This window comes from Nonomuraea jabiensis (assembly GCF_014204795.1).
In the GTDB taxonomy this organism is placed as follows: domain Bacteria; phylum Actinomycetota; class Actinomycetes; order Streptosporangiales; family Streptosporangiaceae; genus Nonomuraea; species Nonomuraea jabiensis.
The window spans coordinates 3,902,134-3,918,726 of the sequence record NZ_JACHMB010000001.1 but is presented as its reverse complement, the minus strand read 5'-3'; the positions used below and the strand labels follow the sequence as shown (position 1 = coordinate 3,918,726).

Below are 16,593 nucleotides of genomic sequence, written 5' to 3'. Positions count from 1 at the left end.
TTAGGCTGCCGGCATGACCTACGACCTCCACGGGCGCACGCAGCGGCTGGAACTGGCCGACCAGGTTCTCCGCGACTTCGAGGCCGTCGTGCTGGAGGCGACGCCCGAGGGGATCGTGCTGGACAGGTCGGCGTTCTATCCGGGCGGCGGCGGCCAGCCGGCGGATCACGGGGTGCTGATCTGGCAGGGCGTCGAGACGCGCGTCGTGGGGGTGCGCAAGGGCGACGACCTCCAGTTGATCCCGGCCGAGGGCGATCCGATCCCGCCGGCGGGCACCGTGGTCCGGGCGGCGGTGGCCGACGAGCGGCGCTCGGCCCTCATGCGTACGCACTCGGGGCTCCACGTGCTGTGCGGGGTGGTGTTCAGGGACTACGGCTGCCTCGTCACCGGCGGCAACATGGACGAGCTCAGCGCGCGGATGGACTTCAACCTGCCGGAGGTGCCCCCCGGCTTCAAGGAGGCCGTCGAGGACGCCTGCAACGCCGAGATCGCCGCCGACCGGCGCATCGACGTGCGCGTCCTGCCGCGCAAGGAGGCGTTCGAGATCCCCGACATCATCCGCACGGCCACCAACCTGGTCCCGGAGACCGTCCAGGACGTGCGGATCGTCGACATCGTGGGCCTCGACACCCAGGCTGACGGCGGCACCCACGTGGCCTCCACCAAGCAGATCGGCCGCATCAAGGTGGCCAAGATCGAGAGCAAGGGCCGCGGCTTCCGCCGGCTGCGCATCCAGATCTCCGACTAGTCGATCACCTTGGCAAGGCCGTCGAGCAGCGGGCCGAGCCCGAACTCGAAGAGCCGGTCCAGGTCGAGGTCGAAGTCGCCGTCCAGCTCGGCCACGACCCCCGCGAAGGCGCGATATTCGGCGGACTCGGCGATCCAGCGCAGGTGCTCCTCCTGCCCGGCCATGAACTCGTCCGCGCTGAGCCCCGTGGCGGCCTGGGCCTGCCGCTCCAGCTCCAGGTTGGCGGCGATGCCCTGCACGTAGCTGTAGACCAGGGTGTGCACGTGCATCTTGGCCGTGGCGTCGAGCCTCGTGCCCGCCAGCGCGGCCATGACCCACTCCGTGTGCCTGAGCAGGCTGGCCGAGGGCAGCGGCCTGGTCAGCGAGGTGACGCCGGCCATCCACGGGTGCGCGCGGTAGCCGGCCCACTGCAGCCGCGCCGACGTCTCCAGCCTGGCCCGCCAGCCGTCCGGGGGCTCCTCGGGCAGCGGGAACTCGTCGATGACGGCCTCGATCATCAGCAGGACCAGGTCGTCCTTGCCGGCCACGTGGCGGTAGAGGGACATGGTGGCCATGCCGAGCCGGTCGGCGAGGCCGCGCATGGTCAGATCGGGCAGGCCCTCGGCGTCGGCGATCTCGATGGCGGCCCGTACGATCCGCTCCCGCGTCACCTCATTTCCTGAAATATCCGGCCGCCGGGCGGCCGTCCGCCCCCCGCGCGGCTCCGCCACGATCGTCCCCACGCGCGGCTCGGCGACCACGACGCCCTCCTGGGCCAGGAGGGCGAGCGCCTTGGCGGCGGTGGCCAGGGCGACCCCCCGGTCCCTGGCGAGCTGCCTGGTGGACGGGACGCGGTCTCCCGGGCGGAGCCGGCCGTCGGCTATGCGGCGTTTGATGTCGGCGACGATCTCGGCGTAGGGCGCTGCCATCCGGTCCTCCTGTACTAGTACAGATCTGGCCATCCTACCCTTGCGAGCTGCTGTCCGTACTCCGTACATTCAGCGTACAACGTTCACTTCTGCGGCAAAGGAGCAGATCATGAAAGTGCTCGTCTCGGGCGCGAGCGTCGGCGGTCCCGTCCTGGCGTACTGGCTGCGGCGGCACGGGTACGAGACCACCCTCGTCGAGCGGGCCCCGGCCCCGCGCAAGGGCGGTCAGGCCGTCGACATCAGGGGCGCCGCGCTGGACGTGGTCGCCAAGATGGGCGTCATCGAGCGGATCAGGGCCCTGCGGACGACCATGCGCGGCATGTCCATGGTGGACGGCGACGGCAACGAGCTCATGCGCAGCTACGAGGAGACGGTCAGCGGCGGCCGGTTCGACAGCCCGGACATCGAGATCATGCGCGACGACCTGACCACCATCCTCACCTCGGCCTCGGGCGCCGAGTACGTGTACGGCGACTCGATCGCCACCCTCGACCAGGACGCCGACGGCGTGGACGTGACGTTCGAGAGCGGCGGCCGGGGGCGCTACGACTACGTGTTCGGCGCCGACGGCCTGCACTCCAACGTGCGCCGGCTCACCTTCGGCCCCGAGGAGCGGTTCCTGCACCACCTCGGCACGTACGTCTCCATCTTCACCGCCGACAACTTCCTCGGCCTGGACCGCTGGCAGACCTGGTTCCGCGAGGGCGACACCGGAGGCGCCCTCTTCAGCGACCGGGACGCCACCGTCATGCGGGTCAACCTGGGCTTCGGCGCGGGCCCCATCGACTACGACCACCGCGACGTCGAGCAGCAGAAGCGCCTGGTCCAGGAGCGCTGCTCGGGGCTGCGCTGGGAGGTGCCCAAGCTGCTGGAGGCCATGTGGAAGGCCGACGACTTCTACTTCGACGCCATGGCCCAGGTCAGGATGGAGCGCTGGTCGAAGGGCCGGGTCGCGCTCGTCGGCGACGCGGGCTACTGCGCCTCGCCGCTGTCGGGGCAGGGCACCAGCCTGGCGCTGGTGGGGGCGTACGTGCTGGCGCAGGAGCTCGGCAGGGACCCCATCGGGGCCTTCGACCGGTACGAGGAGCGCATGCGCCCGTACGTCGCCCAGAACCAGGCGCTCGCCCTCGAGAACCCCGGCCAGGGCGCCTCGCCGGAGAGCGTTCAGCGGGCGGCAACCAGCATCACGCTGGACTGACAGTCACGAACCGATACGATTTGCCGCCATGGGCATCAGACTCACGATCGCCGCGCTCGGGGCCACCGCTCTGACGTTGAGCGCCGCACCCGCGCACGCGGCGGGCGCCGGGATCACCGACGAGGTGACGATGACCCTCGGCAAGAACGGCACCCTGCACGTGGTCGAGAAGATCAGCGGGGCGCCGGGTGAGCTCAAGCGGACGTTCATCACCAGGACGCGGTACGACGACGGCAACGACCGCGTCTACCAGATCTCGAACGTCAAGGGCGGCACCCTCGCCGGCGACGTGCTCACCGTGAAGGGCGACGGAACGGTCGAGTACGACGTCAAGGGGGCGGTGACCACCTCGGGCGGTGTCGAGGAGCTGCGCTGGTTCGCGGTGAACGGCTGGAGCCGGCAGGTCGCCAAGGCGACGGTCAAGGTGAACGGCCCCGGGCAGGTCCAGAACCTGTCCTGCTTCGCCGGCGAGCTGACCTCGGCCATCGGCTGCACCTCGGCCTCCATGGACCACTCGGCCACCCAGGCCGACTTCGAGCAGGAGAACATCGCTCCCGGCCAGGCCCTGACCGTGGTCATCGGCTACCCCAAGGGGTCCAGCTCCGGCACCCCCATCCTGGAGAAGCGCTTCTCGCTGGCCTCGGCGTTCACCCTGAACACCGTCACCGGCGGCGCCCTGGCCGGGCTGCTGGTGCTGCTGCTCGGCGGCCTCGCCCTGCTCTACTGGACGCGCGGCCGGGACGCCAGGGTCGCCGGCCACGCGCAGGGCCCGGTCGATCCGGTGCAGAACGGCCACTTCTCCCCGCCCGACGGCGTCCGGCCCGGCCAGATCGGCACCCTGGTGGACGAACAGGCCGACGTGGTCGACGTCACCGCCACGATCGTCGACCTGGCGGTCCGCGGCTACCTGCGGATCGACGAGCAGCCGCGCCAGACGTACGACGCGCCCGACTGGATGCTGGTCAGGCTGCCGAACGCGCCGGTCAACGCGCTGCTGCCGTACGAGCGCGCCCTGTACGACGCCATCTTCGACGGGCGGGACGCGGTGCTGCTGTCGCAGCTGTCCGGCTCGTTCGCGGCCCACCTGGGCAAGGTGCGCGACGCCCTGTACGCCGACGTGGTCAGGCAGGGCTGGTTCGCCCGGCGGCCCGACACCGAGCGCACCAGGTGGACGACCATCGGCGTGGTGCTCATCGCGGTCGGCGTGCTGGCCACGGCGGGGCTGGCCTGGTTCACCACGTACGGGCTGCTGGGGCTGGCCGTCATCATCGCGGGCGGCGCGCTGGCCGTCGGCGGGCAGTACATGCCGGCCAAGACGGCCAAGGGCTCGGCGGCGCTGGCGCACACGATGGGCTTCCGGCAGTACCTGTTCTCCGGCGAGCTGGGGGACGTGCCGGAGCAGCACCGCGTGGAGCTGTTCTCCCGCTACCTGCCCTACGCGGTGATCTTCGACGGGGTGGAGCACTGGTCGCGGGTGGTGGCCTCGGTCACGGGGAACGGCCACCAGTCCGACAACCTGTACTGGTACCACGGGCCCGCGGAGTGGGACCTGTCCAAGTTCGCCGGGTCGATGCGGACGTTCACCACGACGACCTCGGGCGCCATCTCCGCCACCCGCCAGTTCCGCACCCTCTAACGGAACCGCAGCTCACCCACCGGCCGGCCGCCGCCGAGCACCGGCGGGGCGGCGAGCTCGGCCAGCTCGGGCGCGTCCAGGCCCAGCGAGCGCAGGGCCGCCACCGTGGCCGGGACGCGGGCGCGCTGCGACCCGTCCTCGATCTTGACGGTGCCCGCCCGCCCGTCCTCGAACGCGAACGCGTCGAACGCCTCCGCCCCGGCCTTCAGCATGAGGCCGGGCAGCGCGCGCATCAGCCTGGCCTCGGGGCGGTCGGTGCCCGAGGTCCACTCGGGGTAGGTGCTCATCGCCTCGAAGATCTTGCGCTCGTACGAGTCGGGGGACGACCTCGGGAACGCCCGGAACGCCTTCGTCACGCCCAGCATCGACACGAAGAACAGCGGCGCGCCGCACCCGTCCACCCCGGAGGCCGCCACCCGCTCCCCCGTCAGGTCCTCCACGGTCTCGCGGATGGCCCGCTGGAGCGGGTGCCTGGGCTCGAGGTAGGACTCGGTGGGCCAGTCGTTCAGCACGCAGGTGGCCAGCATGGCGGCGTGCTTGCCCGAGCAGTTCATGTAGACGCGGCCGCTTTCCGTGACACTCCGGTCGAACGGGTAGTCCTCGGGGCACAGCAGCGCCGACTCCTCCAGCCCCGCGCCCGCGAGGATCTTCCTGACGCCGTCCACGTGGAACGGCTCGCCCGAGTGCGAGGCGCAGGCCAGCGCCAGCAGCTCGTCCTCCAGCCCGAGCCCGGACCGGAGCATGCCGAGCGCCTGCAGCGGCTTCATCGACGACCGTGGCGACGCGGGCACATGCACCGCGCCCTTCGCCTCGACCGGGCGTCCTTCCGCGTCCACGGTCAGCATGCGAACCTGATGCGTGGACTCCACGAACCCGGACCGGACAACTTCCACAATCATCGACATTTCCCTTCCCCTTTGGGCCTGAGTCTACGAACCCTTCTTCCTGGTCCAGAATGGGTTGCCATGCGAGCAGTGGTGCAGAGAGTGAGTTCGGCGTCGGTCGTGGTCGACGGTCAGACCGTCGGGGCCATCGACGAGCCCGGCCTGCTGGTGCTGGTGGGCGTCACCCACACGGACACGCGGACCGAGGCCGCCAAGCTCGCCGCCAAGCTCTGGGGCCTGCGCATCCTGCACGGCGAGAAGTCCTGCTCGGACGTGTCGGCGCCGCTCCTGGTGATCAGCCAGTTCACCCTGTACGGGGACGCCCGCAAGGGGCGGCGGCCGACGTGGCAGGCCGCCGCCCCAGGGCCGGTCGCGGAGCCGCTGGTGGAGGCCGTGGTGGAGGAGCTGCGGCAGCTGGGGGCGCACGTGGAGACGGGCGTCTTCGGCGCCGACATGAAGGTGTCGCTCGTCAACGACGGCCCGATCACCCTCGTCCTCGACTTCTGACCGCCCCCGCCTGGGGGGCTTCCACCAGTCAGCGGATGCGGCGGCGAAGGGCCGGGTCGATGGAGACGTTGCGTCCCGCGTCCGGCGGCACGATGACCTCCTGCGCGGCCGCCACACCACCGGCCAGCAGCGGCGCGTCCACCGGCACCGTCCGCTTGACCACCGCCAGCGCGATCGGCCCGAGCTCGTGGTGCCGGGCGGCCGACCCGACCACCCCGACCTCCTGACTCTCGAAGATCACCGGATCACCGTGCGCCGGCAGCGTGTCGACGCTGCCGTCGAGGTGCAGGAACACCAAGCGGCGCGGCGGGTGCCCGAGATTGTGCACCCGGGCGACCGTCTCCTGACCGCGGTAGCACCCCTTGCTCAGGTGTACGGCCGCGCCGATCCAGCCCACCTCGTGGGGGATCGTCTTGTGGTCGGTGTCGAACCCCAGCCGCGGCCGGTGCGCCTCGATCCGCAGCGCCTCGTACGCCCACAGCCCCGCCAGCGGCTTGCCCAGGTGGTCGGGCAGCTCCTCGCGCGGCACCAGGAAGTCCTCCGTGGCCGTGGACAGCACGGCCAGGTCGTCGGCCCGCGCCACCTCGACCCGCAGCATGAACCGCATCCGGTCGAGATAGTCGATCAGGCTCTGCGCGGTGCCCGGCTCGACGTGGGCCAGCAGGCTCTCACCGTCGTCGACGAGCGTCAGGTGGTGCAGCACGTGGCCCTGCAGGTCGAGGTCGAGCGTCTGCGTCCATTCGCCCGGCCGCAGCGTGTCGAGCTTCTGCGAGGTCAGGTCGTTGAGCCATTTCAGCCGGTCGGCGCCGGAGATGCGGACCACCTCACGGTTGCTGCGGTCGACGACCGCCTCACCCTTGGCCAGCGCACGCTGCTCGGCGAACAGATCGCCGTAATGTGCGGCCACGTCGGAATCCGGCCCATCGGCCGCGACGGCGCCGGGGAGATCGAGCAGAGGACTACGCATGCCCTCCAGGCTATCGGCAGTTGCGGCACCGGCCGAAGACGGTCAGATGGTGCACGTCCGCGACGAACCCCAGCTCCTCGTCCAGCCCCTTGACCAGCCCGTCCGCGAGCTCGGGCCGTACCTCGAACACCTCGTCGCACCCCCGGCACACCAGGTGCACGTGATCGGCCTCGGCGGCCAGGTGGTAGGTCGGCGCGCCGTGCCCCAGATGCGTGTGGGTCACCATGCCGAGCTCTTCGAGCAGCTCCAGCGTCCGGTAGACCGTGGAGATGTTCACGCCACGGGCGGTCTCGCGGACCTTGACGCAGATCTCCTCGGGCGTGGCGTGCTCCAACGTCTTGACCGCCTCAAGGACGAGCTGGCGCTGCGGGGTGACCCGGTAGCCCTTGGCGCGGAGTTCCTCATGCCACTGCGTCTCCGTCATGCCCCGAGTGTACGGCGCGGGATATTCACTTGCCCCTTTCGCGTACAAGCGCATAGCGTCTTTGGTACGCGGAAAGGAGGTGGTCCAAGCAATGGTGAATCATAGTTGGACTAGCGAGGTGGTTGTCCGCTAAGTCGCGGACTGTTGTCTCGTGACGTATGCGAATACGAGGCAACCACCGGGGCCCCTGGCAGCCGGAGGGCGGGATCCTGATCCCGTCTTTGGTCCATCCGGCCCACCTGCCCAGCAGGTGGAGTTCGCCTGGGGCCCTTTTCATGTCCACGTCACCCGGCCATCGAGACCTCAGTGCTCGCCCCGCGCCGCGATGCCGAGCCTGCCGCACGCGTCCCGATAGAGCCGCACCACAGCCTTACGCACCTGGGCCCGCTCGGTGAGCGTCTCCCCCCACGGCACCCGCACCCGCTCCCCGCCGTCGACCACGAACTCGATCGCCTCGGCGTCCACGTCACTCGTCACCGCCGAGGTGGCGCCGGGCCTGCCGCCGAGCGCCCGCACGATGATCAGCGAGTCCTCGGCGTGGTCGTCATTCATGTGACGCTTGATCGCCTCGACGGCGTCAGCGGTGAAAGGCGTGCTCATATCGGCTCAAGCTACCTTCTTCAGCTCCGCCGACATGTGGTCCGTGAGCGGGTGACCCACGGCCGCCATCTCGTAGGCCCACATCAGGTTGCCGTTGACCAGCCCGTACAGCCGGTGCCCCGCCGTGTACTCCTTGGCGGAGCCGGTGCGGGCCACGACGTCCGTCCGCAGCTCGATCTTGTGGAAGACGACCTCGCCGATGTAGATCTCGACGATCCCGGTCGGGTGGGCGAGCACCACCTCGATCTGCCTGTCGGGCTGCGGGCGCCAGTATCCCGACTCGGTGGCCAGCGGCTTGACCCGGTTGCCGTCCTGGTCGAGCAGCCAGGTGCGGCTCACGTAGCTCAGGAACGGCTTCCCGTTGTGCCCGAACTCGATCTCCTGCCCGAAGTTGAAGCTCTCGATCGTCGGGTAGCCGCCCACGCCGGCGCCTTCCCACCGGCCGAGCAGGAACGCGATGGGCTCCAGGTCGGGGTGCACTTCAGGTTCTTCCATGCTCCCCAAGCGTAGTGCTCCCTGCTCGCCGCCCGTATTCAGTCGGAGCCTTCACCGGGAGTCAGGGGGCGTTAGGGTGACGGATATGGAACGATCACTGGTGATCAAGGTGACCGCCGGGGCGGATGCGCCTGAGCGGTGCAACCAGGCGTTCAATGTCGCGGCCGCCGCGCTGGCGAGCGGTGTGCCCGTCTCCCTGTGGCTGACCGGCGAGGCGTCGTGGTTCGCGCTGCCGGGCAGGGCCAAGGAGTTCAGCCTGCCGCACGCCGCGCCGCTCACCGACCTCCTCGACGCCGTGCTGGCGGCAGGGCGCGTGACGCTCTGCACCCAGTGCGCGGCCCGTAGGAACATCACCGTGGACGACCTCATCGACGGGGTCCGCATCGCCGGTGCGCCGGCGTTCGTCGAGGAAGTGGTCAGGGAAGGCGCCCAGGCGCTGGTCTACTGAGCTTCCGGGATCACGGGCCGGCAGGGCGCGCGGCTCCCCGGACTTGCCCAGGATCGGGGCTCGATCGGCGAGGCGGGGGTGGAGATGGCCGGCGCGTTGGCGGAGGGCGAGTGGGAGTCGCATCGCTCCGCGGTCTTCGGGGCGGCCTACCGCATCCTCGGCACCGTGGCCGAGGCCGAGGACGTGACGCAGGAGGTCTGGTTGCGCGCCGTCGCCGCCGACCTGTCCGAGGTGCGGGACCTGCGGGCCTGGCTGGTGACCGTGGCCGCCCGGACGTCCTACAACGTGCTGCAGTCGGCGCGCGTCCGGCGCGAGTCCTACGTCGGGCCCTGGCTGCCCGAACCGCTGCTGACCGGGCCCGACGCCGCCGCCCAGGTGCTCGTGGACGAGTCGGTGAGCACCGCGATGCTGGTGGTCATGGAGACGCTCACCCCGGCCGAACGCGTCGCGCTGGTGCTGCACGACGTCTTCGACTTCCCGTTCGCCCGGATCGCCGAGGTGCTCGACAGCACGCCCGCCGCCGCCCGCAAGCTCGCCTCCCGCGCGCGGGCACGGGTCGCGGCGGTCCAGGAGCGGCCCCGGGCGTCCAGGGCCGAGACCGAGCGGCTGCTGAGGGCGTTCAAGGCGGCCGCCGACGCGGGTGACATCGCCGGGCTCGTCGAGTTGCTGCACCCCGACGCCGTGTACGTCGCCGACGGCGGCGGCGAGGTGACCGCGGCGCGCAGGCCGGTCCGGGGCGCCGAGCGGATCGCGCTGCTGGCGGCCAGGCAGATCGAGCTCAGGCGGCCCGACGCGTTCGAGGTCATCGAGGTGAACGGGCACCCGGCCCTGGCGACCTACCACGGCGGCGAGCTGGTCTGGCTCGACACCGTGGAGATCGCCGACGGGCGGATCACGACGTACAGGCGCCTGGTCAATCCGGAGAAGCTCGCCCGCGTCGGTCACATCTGACCCCGCCGTCTTGTCTCCCTGCCGACCGGCCCCCGATCCCCCGGGGGCGAGGCTGAGAGAGGACGGGACAGTGGCGCACGTTGTGATCATCGGAGGCGGTTTCGCGGGCGTGTGGAGCGCGGCGGGAGCGGCGCTGGCACGCGGAGCGGCGGAGCTGCGCATCACGCTCATCTCGCCGAACGAGCACCTGGTGCTGCGGCCACGCCTGTACGAGCCGGAGCCGGACCTGGCCAAGGTGGAGCTCGGCAGGATCCTCGGGCCGATCGGCGTCGAGCACCTGCGGGCCTCGGTGAGCACGATCGACACCGGCCGCCGCGTGGTCGTGGCCGACGGCCGGGAGATCGGCTATGACCGCCTGGTGCTGGCGGCGGGCAGCAAGCTCGTCCGGCCCGAGGGCCTGCCCGGCGCCGAACGGCTCTTCGACATCGACACCCTGGACGGGGCCAGGCGGCTCGCCGACCACCTGCGCGGCCGCGAGGATTACCGCGCCGTGGTCGTGGGCGCCGGGTTCGTGGGCCTGGAGGCGGCCACCGAGCTGGCCGCCCGGGGCCGGGTGCTGCTGGTGGACCGCTCGCAGGTGGTCGGGCACCAGCTCGGCCCGGGCCCGCGCGAGGAGATCGAGGCGGCGCTGGACCGGCTGCGCGTCGAACGCCGCCTCGGGACGACGGTGACGGAGGTCGGCGACGGGTACGCCGTCCTGTCCGACGGCACCCGGGTCGAGGCGGACGCGGTGGTCTGGTCGGCCGGGATGCGGGCCAGCGAGCTCGCCCGGCAGATCTCCGGCGAGCTCGACCACCTCGGCCGGGTGCCGGTGGACCGGCACCTGCGCGCCCTTCCCGAGGTGTTCGCCGCCGGGGACACGGCCGCCGCCGCGTTCGACGCCGAGCACACGGTGATGCAGGCCTGCCAGCACGCCACCCCGCTCGGCAAGGTCGCCGGCTACAACGCGGCGGCCGACCTGCTCGGCGTGCCGCCGCGCGACTTCACCCCCGGCCCGTACGTCACCTGCCTGGACCTGGGCGGCGCCGGCGGGATCTTCACCCGGGGCTGGGACCGCCGGGTGATGGCCTCGGGCGCCGCAGGGAAGGAGATCAAGCGGCAGATCAACCAGTTCATCCACCCGCCGGTCGACGACGCCGCGAAGATCCTCGCCGCCGCCGACCGCGTCCTCCTCGAGCTGCCCTTCTTCCCCCGCGACGAGGAGAGCGGTCAGCCGGGCAGTACGGCGGCCAGGCGTTCCTGGCGCAGGGCGTCGTAGCGGGAGTTGTCGAGGGGCGCCAGGTCGCCCACCCGCCACGACAGCAGCAGGTCGGCCAGGGCCGGGTTGCGGGCCAGGGCGGGCCCGTGGAGGTAGGTGCCCACCACGTGGCCCGCGTAGCAGCCCTCGAAGCCGTCTCCGTTGCCCACCCCGACGAGGGTCCGCGACAGGGGCTTGACGCCGGGGCCGAGGTGGGTGACGCCCATGTGGTTCTCGAAGCCGGTCAGGGTGGGGAGGTTGAGCGCGGCGTCCACCTCGGCGGCCAGCTCGCCGACCGCCCGGGCGGGACCGCGGGAGCTGGCGATGTCCAGCAGCCCGATCCCGTCGACCGGCTGGCCCTCCTCGCCCCCGAACGTGCTGCCCATGATCTGGTATCCGGCGCACACCGCCAGCAGGGCGGCGCCGCGGGCGACGGCGTGGTGGAGGCCGCCGTCGCGGCGCAGGCGCTCGGCGGCCAGGATCTGGGGGCGGTCCTCGCCGCCGCCGATGAGGTAGATGTCGCCCGTCTCCGGCACCGGGTCCGCCGAGCGTACGTGGATCGTCTCGGTCGCGATCCCCCGGCGGTTGGCGCGCTGCTCCAGGACGAGCACGTTGCCCTGGTCCCCGTACGTGCTCAGCAGGTCAGGATAGATCCAGACGATGCGAAGGGCGCTGTCAGACGGCACGGCCGAACTCCGTTCGGATCTGCTGGAAGGCGGTGTAGTTGGCGATGACGTCGACCCGGCCGGGAGGCTGCATGGCCAGCGCCTCCGTGAACGAGCCGCACAGCATGAACGGCACGTCCGCCACCTCGAGCCGGAGCGCCAGGTCGAGGCGGCGCTCGCCCGTCACGAAGACCGGGCGCCCGCGCAGGATGCGGTAGTCGACGTCCCACAGCCAGGAGGTGTCGCGCCCGTCGGGGCCGTTGGCGTTGACCGAGAGGATGATCGGCAGCTGCGGGTCGGCCACGTCGAACGCCTCCAGCCACCCCGCCGGATTCTTCGCCAGCAGCAGCCGCGCGTGCCGGCCGTCGCGCTCGACCGTGGTGTAGCGGCCGGCCACCGAGGTGACCTGGCGCAGCCGCGGCAGCGCCCGCTCCACCGGCACCCCGAACGCCTCGGCCACCGCCAGCGCCATCACCGCGTTGGACCGGTTGGCCAGGCCGGGCAGCTGGATGTCGAGCTGCCACCGCTGCCCGCGCGGGTCGACGGCCACCTCGTCGTCGATCGCCCACTGCGGCTCCGGCCGGTGGAACGTGCACTCCTTGCACGCCCAGTCGGCGTCCTTACGGTCCAGCGGGCCGCCGCACTCGGGACAGCACCAGGAGTCTTCCTTCCACCGCTGGCCGCCGGAGACCCAGGTGACCTTCGCGGCCGTGGAGGCGCCCCAGGTCACGAGCGGGTCGTCGCAGTTGGCGATGACGTGGGTGGGCTTGCCGGACAGCGCCCTGCGCCACTTCTGCGCGAGCAGCCAGATCTCGGCGGCACGGTCCATCTGGTCGCGGCTGAGGTTCATCAGGCACACGACGCCCGCGCCGGTGGTGTCGAGGACCTCCGGCAGGTATTTCTCGTCCACTTCGAGCACGCCGTACGGGGCGCTCTTGTTCTGGGAGAGCGCCGAGACGTGGCCGGCGGGCATGTTGGCGCCCAGCGCGTTGGTGGCGACGTCGCCGAGCTCGAGGAGCGCCGAGGTGATCAGCCGCGTGGTGGTCGTCTTGCCGTTGGTGGCGCTGACCAGGGCCAGCTTGCGGTCGCGGGCCAGCTTGCGCAGGAGGTCCGGCTCAAGCAGCAGGCCGACTCGCCCACCGATCACCGAGCCGTCCCCGCGCCCGGTCATCTTGGACAGCGTGGCGGCACTGCGGCCCAGGGCGCTGGCGAGCTGGGCCCGCAGAGGAAGCTGGGTCATGCCCAAGGATCCTAGTCGGCATTGGCCGATAGTCTGGAGACGCACACGAAAACGCGGCCCGGTCGGTAGCCCGGGCGAAGCTTCACCGTATCCGCCCTTCCATGGGATGTCCGGTGTGCCGGAAAGCGGCCTCGACAGGCCGTGATTTCGGCATACGCGCATGGAGGGCGACGTGGTGACGATGTCGGTCTATCTGGATGGGCCGTTCTGGGTCGGCGTACTCGAGATCGTCGAGGACGGCACGGTGCGGGCGACCCGTTTCACGCTCGGGTCCGAGCCCACCGATCCGGAGTTGTACGAGTTCCTGCGACGGAACGGCGTCGCGCTGCTCGAACGGGCGGCCGCTTCGCCTCCCGTCCCTTCGGAGGGGCGGGAGCGCAGGCGGGTCAACCCCAAGCGGGCCGCGAAACTGGCGGCCCGGGCGGCGGCCGAGGTGTCCCGCCGGAGCACGGCCTCGCAGGAGGCGTTGCGGCTGGAGCTGGAGAGCCGGAAGGCGGAGGCGGCGGACGACCGGCGGGCCCGGCGGCGGGAGGCGGCGGAGCACAGGCGGGAGGTGGCCCGCCGCAAGCGCCTCGAACGCCGCCGCGACCGCTGAGCCCCGCCACCGCAAACGCCCCGAACACCGCTGAGACCCGCCACCGTCATCGCCCAGGGCCGCCGCCGCGACCGCTCAGCCCCCGGAGGTCAGGGACGGGGAGGGGGCGGTGTCGGCGAAGGTGATCTCCGGGGCGCCGCCGTGGTCGAACGGCAGGACGAAGCGGCGTGGCCACGACAGCACGCCCTCCAGCCACCCCGCCCCCATCGTCTGCCCGACGTGCCGCAGCCGCGCCGACGACTCGATCCCGATCGCCACCGTCGTGATGTCCCGCTGCACCCCTTCGTTCTCGTCGTCGCCGAGGATGACCCGCCAGGCCAGCGCCCGGTTCCGGTCCACCTCCATCGACAGCGGGTGGTGCCGCAGCGCCTTGGCGCGGTGGCCGAGCAGTTCGGTGTGGACGAGGTCGGGGTTGGCGCCGTTGCCGTTGGAGGGCTGGCGGAAGAGGGCGTACTCCATGGGCGGCGCGGGGCTGCGCAGGTTGGGGGCCGGGTGGCCGTACGGGAAGAGCCTGTCCACCTCGTGCAGCCACCGGACCTGCGGGATCACCCACGACGCCCCCGGCCGCTCCCCGCCGCCGTCGAGCCCGGACAGCAGCCGCGTGGCGGTCTCGGCGGCCTTCTCGGTGAGCAGGGCGGGGTCGAACCAGCTGCGCAGCGACCAGGCGCGCCGCTGCACCGAGCGTTCGATCAGGGTCGCCAGCAGGCACTCGGCGCGCCTGGCCGGCAGCTCGCCCCAGGCGGCGCCCAGGGCGCGAGGCACGCCGGGCAGCGGCCGGTTGCTGACGAAGGCGAGCACGACCGTGTCGCACCAGATGCGCAGCCAGGCCCACTCGGGTCCGTCGGCGAGCACGTCGGCCTCGCGCAGCTCCACCAGCGTGCACGCCTGCCCGGTACGGCAGGACGCGCCGCACGCCGCGGACCGGCGGCCGCGGATGGGCGGCGGCGGGCCGGGCAGCACCTTCTCGCGGGACTCCCCCAGCGGTACGCGGACCCGCAGCGGCCGGTCCATCCCGTCGGCGAAGACCGCGGCGGAGCCCGGCTGCAGGGAGACCACGTGGCGGGACTGCTCGTCGCTGAGGTTCATGGCGGCGCCGACGAGCTTCCTGTCGTCCTCCGCCGGGAGCCGGTGCACGACCTTCAGCGCGGTGTTCTTGACGACGTCGGAGACGAGCTTGGTCGGGATCTGCTCCGCCACCACGATGCCCTCGCCGTACGCGCGGATCTCCGCCAGCAGCCCGGCCAGCAGCTCCACCGCGTGCGTGGAGGCCCGGCCGTGGCCGCGGTCGCGCAGCAGCCGGTGCGCCTCCTCGATCACGATGACGTGGCGCAGCTCGTGGGACTTCTCCCGGCGGGCCCGCATCCGCAGGTGCTCGACGATCCGGATGATCAGCGTGCCCATGAGGAACGCCTTGTCCTCGTCGTTGGCCACGTCCTCGATCGCCAGCACGACGTCCCGCTCCAGCAGGCCGCCGATGTCGGCGGGGTGGCCGCCCTCGAAGAAGCGTCCCGCCGAGCCGACCCGCAGGGAGCGGAGCCGGAGCGAGATGAAGCCCTCGACGTCGGCCTGGACCTCGCGGCCGTAGCCGATCTCCTTGATCACGTCCATGGCGTGCTGCTGGAGCTGTTCGAGGGTGGGGACGCTGGGCGGGACGTTGGAGCCCGGCACGGCGCCGCCGGTGACGACGTCCCAGCCGGTGGCCTCGTAGACGCGTTGCAGCGCCAGCGACATGATCTGGGGGAACGGCTCCTCGGCGTCGAACGCCGCCATGAACAGCGCCCTGACCATGTCGATGTGGGCCTGGACGGGGTAGCCGGGCTCGGGTTCGAGCGGGTTGATGCTGAACGGCACGCCGTCCGGCGCCGACGGGTTGATGACGGTGACCGGATCGTCGAGGCGCCCGGCCATGGCGGCGTACTCGGACTTGGCGGGCTCGATGGCCAGCCACGGGATGCGGGCCCGGCTGAGCTGCTCCAGCAGGTGGCGCACCGTCTGCGACTTGCCCGAGCCGGTCGCGCCCGTGACGAAGGCGTGCCGGTTCAGCGTGGCCAGGGGCACCCGGAACGTGCCGACCCCCCTGTCCTGCCCGTCGAGGATCTCGCCCAGCTCCAGCTCGCCGCCGTCGGCCTCGGACGTCACGTCGAAGAAGCCCGACTCGAGCACGCGTACCCCCGGGACCTCGCGCCTGGGCAGCCCGGCCAGCGCCGCGAGCGCCCCGGCGGTGGCGGCGAACGGGGCGGCGGCGCCGTCGGCCGGGTCCTGCATGGTGAGGGCGAGGGCCTCCGACAGGCCGTAGGCGGCGCCGTGCGAGCTGCGCAGCCGGTACGGGTGATGGCTCATCTCGACCGACCCGACCAGCACGGGAGCGATCTGCCGCAGCTCCTCGGCGGTGGCACCCCCGGCCAGCACGCGAACGTTCCAGAGCCCCGCCTCCCTGAAGGCGTCCAGCTCCTGCATGCGCCGCTCGGCCCGCTCGGCGTCGAAGCGGGAGCGCTCGGAGGCGTCCCCGTACTGCCTGAGCACGTTGAGCTGGGTACGCAGGTGCGCCACCTCGGCGTCGAGCAGGTCGGTCGGCTCGGCCACCACCAGCCAGGCGAAGGGCCGCGACATGAGCGTCACCAGCGTCGACTCGAACAGCGTCGGCCGCCGCAGCTCGTCCGGGTCGAACTCGCGCCCCTTGTTCCCCAGCGGCGGCGCCTGGCGGCCCGGGCACGGCGTCCACACCAGGTCCGCCAGGTCGGCGAGATACTCCTCGTCGAGCTGGACCCCCCGCGCGCCGCCCGGGAACAGCAGCGGCTGCGGCCCGCTCGGGCGGCCGGGCGCGCCGGTGGACCTGCGCGGCTGGCGCGGGGGCGACAGCGGCCCGGCGTTGGTGATGAGCTCGAGCGGCGCGCCGGATCCCCGCGACAGCCACCCGATGACGAACGGCCGGTCGCGTTGCGCCGCCGACAGCACCGCGGGCAGCACGGTGACGAAATCCCACTCGGCCGACGAGCTTCGCGAGGGCGCTGCGATCGACTGGATTCGATACCAGGGCCCACTCAGCGACACACTCGGCTGCATTTCATTCCCCCACAGACGGTTCTTTGT

17 protein-coding genes are annotated in these 16,593 nt (G+C 71.9%); 8 read left to right on the top strand and 9 right to left on the bottom strand.

Going from position 1 to position 16,593, the window contains the following annotated elements; all coding sequences use genetic code 11:
- The first annotated feature begins 13 nt into the window (after positions 1–13).
- Positions 14–748, top strand: coding sequence for an alanyl-tRNA editing protein (locus HD596_RS17885; RefSeq protein WP_185070415.1), 735 nt, complete (start codon positions 14–16; stop codon positions 746–748).
- Here the strand turns inward: HD596_RS17885 and HD596_RS17880 are convergent.
- Complete coding sequence (locus tag HD596_RS17880) at positions 745–1,656, bottom strand: TetR/AcrR family transcriptional regulator C-terminal domain-containing protein (protein ID WP_185070414.1); 912 nt, start codon at positions 1,654–1,656, stop codon at positions 745–747. The genes HD596_RS17885 and HD596_RS17880 overlap by 4 nt on opposite strands.
- 109 nt (positions 1,657–1,765) lie before the next feature.
- Between HD596_RS17880 and HD596_RS17875 the strand changes: the two genes are divergently transcribed.
- Positions 1,766–2,854 (top strand): FAD-dependent monooxygenase, encoded by a 1,089-nt coding sequence (locus tag HD596_RS17875; protein WP_221519382.1) that lies wholly within the window; start codon positions 1,766–1,768, stop codon positions 2,852–2,854.
- Between the two features lie 28 nt (positions 2,855–2,882).
- Positions 2,883–4,490 carry a DUF2207 domain-containing protein gene (locus HD596_RS17870; RefSeq protein WP_185070413.1) on the top strand — a complete coding sequence of 536 codons (1,608 nt, stop codon included), beginning with the start codon at positions 2,883–2,885 and terminating at the stop codon, positions 4,488–4,490.
- On the opposite strand, the gene HD596_RS17865 is transcribed toward HD596_RS17870, so the two are convergent.
- Positions 4,487–5,389 (bottom strand): asparaginase, encoded by a 903-nt coding sequence (locus HD596_RS17865; protein ID WP_246554533.1) that lies wholly within the window; start codon positions 5,387–5,389, stop codon positions 4,487–4,489. The genes HD596_RS17870 and HD596_RS17865 overlap by 4 nt on opposite strands.
- A 66-nt stretch (positions 5,390–5,455) precedes the next feature.
- On the opposite strand from HD596_RS17865, the gene dtd reads away from it, so the two are divergent.
- Positions 5,456–5,881, top strand: coding sequence for a D-aminoacyl-tRNA deacylase (dtd, locus tag HD596_RS17860; RefSeq protein WP_185070411.1), 426 nt, complete (start codon positions 5,456–5,458; stop codon positions 5,879–5,881).
- A 28-nt stretch (positions 5,882–5,909) separates the two neighbouring features.
- Here the strand turns inward: dtd and ygfZ are convergent, their stop codons facing one another.
- The 4 genes from ygfZ to HD596_RS17840 form a co-directional block, all read right to left on the bottom strand.
- Positions 5,910–6,848 carry a CAF17-like 4Fe-4S cluster assembly/insertion protein YgfZ gene (ygfZ, locus tag HD596_RS17855; RefSeq protein ID WP_185070410.1) on the bottom strand — a complete coding sequence of 313 codons (939 nt, stop codon included), beginning with the start codon at positions 6,846–6,848 and terminating at the stop codon, positions 5,910–5,912.
- Positions 6,849–6,858: 10 nt separating this feature from the next.
- The gene (locus HD596_RS17850; protein ID WP_185070409.1) at positions 6,859–7,272 is read right to left on the bottom strand and encodes a Fur family transcriptional regulator; all 414 of its coding nucleotides are present in this window, start codon (positions 7,270–7,272) and stop codon (positions 6,859–6,861) included.
- A 303-nt stretch (positions 7,273–7,575) separates the two neighbouring features.
- Complete coding sequence (locus tag HD596_RS17845; protein WP_185070408.1) at positions 7,576–7,872, bottom strand: DUF2470 domain-containing protein; 297 nt, start codon at positions 7,870–7,872, stop codon at positions 7,576–7,578.
- Positions 7,873–7,878: 6 nt separating this feature from the next.
- The gene (locus HD596_RS17840) at positions 7,879–8,367 is read right to left on the bottom strand and encodes a heme-binding beta-barrel domain-containing protein (RefSeq protein ID WP_185070407.1); all 489 of its coding nucleotides are present in this window, start codon (positions 8,365–8,367) and stop codon (positions 7,879–7,881) included.
- 85 nt (positions 8,368–8,452) lie between these two features.
- Here HD596_RS17840 and HD596_RS17835 point away from each other — a divergent pair, with 85 nt between their 5' ends.
- The 3 genes from HD596_RS17835 (at position 8,453) to HD596_RS17825 (ending at position 11,024) form a co-directional block, all read left to right on the top strand.
- Positions 8,453–8,815, top strand: coding sequence for a DsrE family protein (locus tag HD596_RS17835; RefSeq protein ID WP_185070406.1), 363 nt, complete (start codon positions 8,453–8,455; stop codon positions 8,813–8,815).
- An 84-nt stretch (positions 8,816–8,899) separates the two neighbouring features.
- Positions 8,900–9,766: an RNA polymerase sigma factor SigJ gene (gene sigJ, locus HD596_RS17830; protein ID WP_221519381.1), complete on the top strand. Its 867-nt coding sequence runs from the start codon at positions 8,900–8,902 to the stop codon at positions 9,764–9,766.
- A 70-nt stretch (positions 9,767–9,836) separates the two neighbouring features.
- Complete coding sequence (locus HD596_RS17825; RefSeq protein WP_185070404.1) at positions 9,837–11,024, top strand: NAD(P)/FAD-dependent oxidoreductase; 1,188 nt, start codon at positions 9,837–9,839, stop codon at positions 11,022–11,024.
- Here the strand turns inward: HD596_RS17825 and HD596_RS17820 are convergent.
- Complete coding sequence (locus HD596_RS17820) at positions 10,976–11,689, bottom strand: type 1 glutamine amidotransferase (protein ID WP_185070403.1); 714 nt, start codon at positions 11,687–11,689, stop codon at positions 10,976–10,978. The genes HD596_RS17825 and HD596_RS17820 overlap by 49 nt on opposite strands.
- Positions 11,679–12,908: a Mur ligase family protein gene (locus HD596_RS17815; RefSeq protein WP_185070402.1), complete on the bottom strand. Its 1,230-nt coding sequence runs from the start codon at positions 12,906–12,908 to the stop codon at positions 11,679–11,681. Before HD596_RS17815 ends, HD596_RS17820 begins: the two co-directional genes overlap by 11 nt.
- 160 nt (positions 12,909–13,068) lie before the next feature.
- Here HD596_RS17815 and HD596_RS17810 point away from each other — a divergent pair, with 160 nt between their 5' ends.
- On the top strand, positions 13,069–13,503 hold the full coding sequence (locus HD596_RS17810; RefSeq protein ID WP_221519380.1) for a YjdF family protein: 435 nt from the start codon (positions 13,069–13,071) through the stop codon (positions 13,501–13,503).
- A 75-nt stretch (positions 13,504–13,578) separates the two neighbouring features.
- On the opposite strand, the gene HD596_RS17805 is transcribed toward HD596_RS17810, so the two are convergent.
- Positions 13,579–16,554, bottom strand: a complete 2,976-nt coding sequence (locus HD596_RS17805; protein ID WP_313044421.1) for an ATP-binding protein — start codon at positions 16,552–16,554, stop codon at positions 13,579–13,581.
- Between the last annotated feature and the right edge of the window lie 39 nt (positions 16,555–16,593).

Excerpts from the sequence above, each read along its gene's own strand:
- HD596_RS17845 (WP_185070408.1), bottom strand. The coding sequence starts at position 7,872 with ATGAGCACGCCTTTCACCGCTGACGCCGTCGAGGCGATCAAGCGTCAC.
- ygfZ (WP_185070410.1), bottom strand. The coding sequence starts at position 6,848 with ATGCGTAGTCCTCTGCTCGATCTCCCCGGCGCCGTCGCGGCCGATGGG.
- HD596_RS17880 (WP_185070414.1), bottom strand. The coding sequence starts at position 1,656 with ATGGCAGCGCCCTACGCCGAGATCGTCGCCGACATCAAACGCCGCATA.
- sigJ (WP_221519381.1), top strand. The coding sequence starts at position 8,900 with ATGGCCGGCGCGTTGGCGGAGGGCGAGTGGGAGTCGCATCGCTCCGCG.
- HD596_RS17840 (WP_185070407.1), bottom strand. The coding sequence starts at position 8,367 with ATGGAAGAACCTGAAGTGCACCCCGACCTGGAGCCCATCGCGTTCCTG.
- HD596_RS17810 (WP_221519380.1), top strand. The coding sequence starts at position 13,069 with ATGGAGGGCGACGTGGTGACGATGTCGGTCTATCTGGATGGGCCGTTC.
- HD596_RS17865 (WP_246554533.1), bottom strand. The coding sequence starts at position 5,389 with ATGATTGTGGAAGTTGTCCGGTCCGGGTTCGTGGAGTCCACGCATCAG.
- HD596_RS17850 (WP_185070409.1), bottom strand. The coding sequence starts at position 7,272 with ATGACGGAGACGCAGTGGCATGAGGAACTCCGCGCCAAGGGCTACCGG.
- HD596_RS17870 (WP_185070413.1), top strand. The coding sequence starts at position 2,883 with ATGGGCATCAGACTCACGATCGCCGCGCTCGGGGCCACCGCTCTGACG.
- HD596_RS17875 (WP_221519382.1), top strand. The coding sequence starts at position 1,766 with ATGAAAGTGCTCGTCTCGGGCGCGAGCGTCGGCGGTCCCGTCCTGGCG.
- HD596_RS17885 (WP_185070415.1), top strand. The coding sequence starts at position 14 with ATGACCTACGACCTCCACGGGCGCACGCAGCGGCTGGAACTGGCCGAC.
- dtd (WP_185070411.1), top strand. The coding sequence starts at position 5,456 with ATGCGAGCAGTGGTGCAGAGAGTGAGTTCGGCGTCGGTCGTGGTCGAC.
- HD596_RS17815 (WP_185070402.1), bottom strand. The coding sequence starts at position 12,908 with ATGACCCAGCTTCCTCTGCGGGCCCAGCTCGCCAGCGCCCTGGGCCGC.
- HD596_RS17835 (WP_185070406.1), top strand. The coding sequence starts at position 8,453 with ATGGAACGATCACTGGTGATCAAGGTGACCGCCGGGGCGGATGCGCCT.